Source organism: Kitasatospora sp. MBT63 (assembly GCF_000710465.2).
Taxonomy (GTDB): domain Bacteria; phylum Actinomycetota; class Actinomycetes; order Streptomycetales; family Streptomycetaceae; genus Kitasatospora.
Genome location: NZ_JAIZ01000534.1, coordinates 1 through 4,571 on the forward strand (window position 1 = coordinate 1; position 4,571 = coordinate 4,571).

Below are 4,571 nucleotides of genomic sequence, written 5' to 3' on the forward strand. Positions count from 1 at the left end.
CGCCCGCCGGCTGGCCGCCCGGCTGCCCGGCGCCGAACTGCTGCTGGTCGCCGGCGGACTGCACGACGTCCTCAACGACGCCGCGCACCGCACCGTCGCCGCCCAGATCGTCCAGTGGCTGGAACGGCTGCGCCTCGGCCCGGACCTGCCCCGCCTGCTGATCCACGTGCCGCCGTCCGCCCCCCAGGAAGGAACCCGACCGTGACCGCCGTCGACGACCGCCCCGCCGCCCGGACCGCCCCACCCGCCGACCTGCTCAGAAGCACCCTGCGCCGGCACGCCGCCGGGGTCACCGTGATCACCGTGCCGGGCCCGGCCGGATTCACCGCGACCTCCTTCACCTCGGTCAGCCTGGAACCGGCCCTGGTCTCCTTCTACCTGTCCGCCACCGCCTCCAGCGCCCCGGCCGTCCGCGCCGCCGAGGCGTTCACCGTGCACGTGCTGGAGCGCGGCCAGGAGGAGCTGGCCACCCGCTTCGCGCGCAGCGGCACCGACCGCTTCGCCGGTACCGCCTGGCGGCCCGGCGAGCACGGCACCCCCCTGCTGGACGGCGTCGCCGCCTGGCTGACGGCCCGTCCGGTGCTGCTGCAACCGGTCGGCGACCACCTGCTGGTGGTCGGCGAGGTGCTCGCCGCCGGCGCGCAGGGCGGCGAGCCGCTGCTCCACCACGACGGCGGCTTCGGCGGCTTCACCACCGAACGGCCGGCCCTGGGATGACCCTGACCGTCCACTGGTTCCTGCCCACCACCGGCGACAGCCGCCACGTCGTCGGCGGTGGGCACGGCTCCACCCCCGGCACGGCCGGCGCCGACCGGCCCCCCACCATCGCGTACCTGGGCCAGATCGCGCGCAGCGCCGAGCAGTTGGGCTTCGCCGGCGCGCTCACCCCGACCGGTCCCTGGTGCGAGGACGCCTGGCTGACCACGGCGATGCTCACCCAGGTCACCGAGCGGCTGAAGTTCCTGGTGGCGTTCCGCCCCGGCCAGCTCAGCCCCACCCTGGCGGCCCGGATGGCCGCCAGCTACCAGAACCAGTCGCACGGGCGGCTGCTGCTGAACGTGGTCACCGGAGGGGAGTCCGCGGAACAGCGCGCCCTGGGCGACTTCCTCGACAAGGACGGCCGCTACGCCCGCGCCGACGAGTTCCTGGACATCACCGGGCGGCTCTGGCGCGGCGAGCGGGTCGACCACCACGGCACCCATCTACGGGTGGAGGGCGCCGAGTTGACCCGGCTGCCCGACCCCGTCCCGGAGGTGTACTTCGGCGGCTCCTCACCCGCCGCCGAACGGGTCGCGGCCCGCCACGCGGACACCTACCTCACCTGGGGCGAGCCGCCCCGGCAGGTCGAGGAGAAGATCGGCCGGATCCGCGCCGCCGCGGCCGCCCACGGCCGCACCCCCCGGTTCGGCATCCGGCTGCACACCATCAGCCGCGACACCTCCGCCCAGGCCTGGGCCGAGGCCGGCCGGCTGCTGGCCGCGATGGGCCCCGACCGGATCCGCGCCACCCAGCAGGCGCTCGCCCGCAGCGAGTCCGAGGGCCAGCGCCGGATGCGGGAACTGCACGGCGGGAGCGCCGAGCGGCTGGAGGTTTCCCCGAACCTGTGGGCCGGGATCGGCCTGGTCCGCGGCGGCGCGGGCACCGCCCTGGTGGGCAGCCACACCGAGGTCGCCGACCGGATCGAGGAGTACCACCGCCTCGGCGTCGACGAGTTCATCCTCTCCGGCGCCCCGCACCTGGAGGAGGCCTACTGGGTCGGCGAGGGGGTGCTGCCGGTGCTCGCCGCCCGCGGGCTGTGGCGGCGCCCCGACGCGCCGCCCGCCACCCCGACGGTCACGGAGAGCTAACGGACGGTATCCCTTCGCATACAGTTCGCCCGGCCGGGTATCCCGGGGGAGGGGCGGGAGCGGAACCGCTCCGTCCGGTCGGAGGTCAGGAGAGAGCCATGGCCAACTGGTGGCGCACCGCCGTGTCCTGGTGGGATCGACGTCGACACCCGCAGGGGCGTCCCGAGGAACCGACCGTCGACGTCCGTCGCACGGTCTTCACCGCGGACTTCACCTCCACCCGCCAGTGGGTGGCGGGCCGCAGCAGCGCCTATCCCAACATGGGACCGACCAACCGGGGCGACCACAAACTCGACCACCTGACGCCCCGCCCGATCCAGGGCGGCGTCTTCAACGCCACCCGCCGCACCACCGACGACCTCTGGGACTGCGACCTGCTCACCACCGAGGGCAGCCCCGACGGCTTCCAGCTGCGCACCGGCGACGCCCTGCGCGCCAAGGTCACCCTCCCCACCGGCCTCGGCGCCTGGCCCGCGATCTGGACCTGGCGCGCCGGCGGCAACGAGATCGACGTCTTCGAGTACCACCCCGACAACCCCAACACCCTGGAGCTCTCCAACCACGTCCGCCCCGGCCACCGCTACTGGCTCGGCCCGCCCTCGCAGGTCGCCCCCGGCGCGACCATCACGCTGCGCACCGAGTTCGGCGCCCGCTCGGTCGACTGGTACGTCGCCGACCGCCTGGTCTACTCCGACCGGCGCGGCGTCGGCACCTCCTGGCACGCCTACCTGATCGTCAACCTGTCCGTCGTCGACGGCACCTACCACCCGCGCCCGGCGGCCGGTACCACCCGGCTCTCCTGGACCTGCCACAGCCTGGACGTCCTGCGCTGACCGGCCCATCGGCCCGGGCGGGCCGCCCGCGGGGGCAGCACCTACGATGGCACCTCCGCCCGCCCGGGACCGCGCCGCCCACCGCCCCGGGCACCGCCCGACCGGAGGGGTCCAGGATGCGCGTACTGCTGGTGGAGGACGAACCCGACCTGCGGGCGATCACCGGCGCCGGCCTGCGCGACGCCGGCTTCTTCGTCGACCAGGCCGGCGACTGGCCCACCGCCGACGAACTGCTGGCCCGCAACGACTACGCCTGCGTCGTCCTCGACCGGCTGCTCCCGCACGGCGACAGCCTGCCCGAACTCCAGGCGCTGCGCCGCCGCGGCTGGGCGGCGCCGGTGCTGTGCCTGACCGCCCTGCACACCCTCGACGACCGGCTGACCGGCTTCGAGCACGGCGCCGACGACTACCTGGTCAAACCGTTCGCCCTGCCCGAACTGGTGATGCGGGTGCGCAGCCTGGCCCGCCGCGCCCGCCGCCGCACCCCGGTCTTCCTGCGCCACGCCGACCTGGAACTCGACCTCGCCCGCCGCGAGGTCCGCCGCGCCGGGGTCCTGCTCTCGCTCACCCCCAAGGAACTCGCCGTCCTGCAGCACCTGCTGGAGCACGCCGACGAGGTGGTCGGCAAGGGCGAACTGTTCCGCCACTGCTGGGACGAGCTCGCCGAACCCAGCTCCAACGTGGTCGAGGCGGTGATCGCCGGGCTGCGCCGCAAACTCGGCGGCCCGCCGCTGGTCCACACCGTCCGCGGCCAGGGCTTCCGGCTCACCGACTCCCTGGAACGGCCCCGGTGAACCGGTCCGCCTCCCCGGCCCGGCGCGGCCTCGCCCGGCTGCGGTGGCGGCTCACCGCCGCGTACACGGCCATCATCGTGATCGGCCTCGCCGCGCTGTCCTTCCTGCTGCTGCGCACCGACGCCCGCTCCGGGCGCGCCGTCGAGTACGAGGAGATGCGCCGCCGGGCCGCCGTCACCGCCTCGCTGATTTACTACCAGGACGGGCAGCTCATGCTGGACGGCCTCCAGGACGACGAGGCCACCACTGGCAACCCCCAGGTGACCGTCCTGCTGCGGCAGACCGGCACCGCCGAGCGCTACCGGCCGGTCTTCACCAGCCGCCAGGGCCGCTTCACCGTCACCCCCGCCCGTCTCGCGGACGCCGCGGACGCCGCGCTGGCGCAGGACGACACCGGCACCGCCGAGGGCACCGACACCACCGGCCGCCCCGTCCACCTGCTGGCCACCCCGTTCTACCAGGACGGCACCGAGCGCCAGGCCGGCGCGGTCGTGGTGGTCGGCGACCCGGGACGCGGCTCCGCCGAACACCACCGGCTGGCCGTCACCCTGGCCGCCGGCTGCGCGGTGTTCACCGCGCTCGGCGCGGCGGCCGGCCACGCCCTCAGCGGCCGCAGCGTCCGGCCCGCCTGGCAGGCGCTCGACCAGCAGGAACGGCTGCTCGCCGACGCCGCGCACGAGTTGCGCACACCGGTCGCCGTCCTGCGCGGCGCCGTGGACCTGGTGGAGGGCGCCCCGGCGGCGCTGCCCGAGCACCTGCCCCGGCTGCGCCGCGCCTCGGACCGGATGGCCGAGGTGATCGAGAACCTGCTGGTCCGAGGCCGGCTGCAGGCCGGGGTGGACGGACCCAGGCGGGTACCGGTCCGGCTGGACCAGCTGGTGGAGGCGGTCTGCGAGGAGCTCCCGCCCGGGCCGCACCGCCTCGGGCTCGACCTCGACCCGGTGGTCGCCGAGGTGGACCCGGCCCTGGTCCGGCTCGCGGTCCGCAACCTGCTGGACAACGCGGTGCGCCACGGCGGGACCCCGGCCGGTGGTCCGGCCGAGGTCGAGGTCCGGGTGGCGGGCCCGGTGGTGACGGTGGCGGACCGCGGGCCCGGG

General features: G+C 75.6%; 5 protein-coding genes and 1 pseudogene. All 6 read left to right on the forward strand.

Translation table 11 applies throughout. The features are described 5' to 3' along the window. Nucleotides 1–205, forward strand: a pseudogene (locus tag AA75_RS49880) (hypothetical protein); the annotation flags it as partial. Next, nucleotides 202–717 (forward strand): flavin reductase family protein, encoded by a 516-nt coding sequence (locus tag AA75_RS28650; protein WP_033823182.1) that lies wholly within the window; start codon nt 202–204, stop codon nt 715–717. The pseudogene AA75_RS49880 and the gene AA75_RS28650, both read left to right, overlap by 4 nt. Then, nucleotides 714–1,847: an LLM class flavin-dependent oxidoreductase gene (locus AA75_RS28655; protein WP_033823183.1), complete on the forward strand. Its 1,134-nt coding sequence runs from the start codon at nt 714–716 to the stop codon at nt 1,845–1,847. The genes AA75_RS28650 and AA75_RS28655 overlap by 4 nt, the downstream gene beginning before the upstream one ends. A gap of 98 nt (nt 1,848–1,945) precedes the next feature. Then, entirely contained in the window at nt 1,946–2,680 is a 735-nt protein-coding gene (locus tag AA75_RS28660; protein WP_233289233.1) for a beta-glucanase, read from the forward strand. Nucleotides 2,681–2,796: 116 nt separating this feature from the next. After that, the gene (locus AA75_RS28665) at nt 2,797–3,474 is read left to right on the forward strand and encodes a response regulator transcription factor (protein ID WP_033823184.1); all 678 of its coding nucleotides are present in this window, start codon (nt 2,797–2,799) and stop codon (nt 3,472–3,474) included. Then, a partial coding sequence (locus AA75_RS28670; RefSeq protein WP_033823185.1) for a sensor histidine kinase KdpD occupies nt 3,471–4,571 on the forward strand: 1,101 nt, incomplete at its 3' end. The genes AA75_RS28665 and AA75_RS28670, both read left to right, overlap by 4 nt.

Bases quoted from the DNA above. Each gene is read 5' to 3' on its own strand.
- AA75_RS28655 (WP_033823183.1), top strand. From the start codon at position 714: ATGACCCTGACCGTCCACTGGTTCCTGCCCACCACCGGCGACAGCCGC.
- AA75_RS28660 (WP_233289233.1), top strand. From the start codon at position 1,946: ATGGCCAACTGGTGGCGCACCGCCGTGTCCTGGTGGGATCGACGTCGA.
- AA75_RS28665 (WP_033823184.1), top strand. From the start codon at position 2,797: ATGCGCGTACTGCTGGTGGAGGACGAACCCGACCTGCGGGCGATCACC.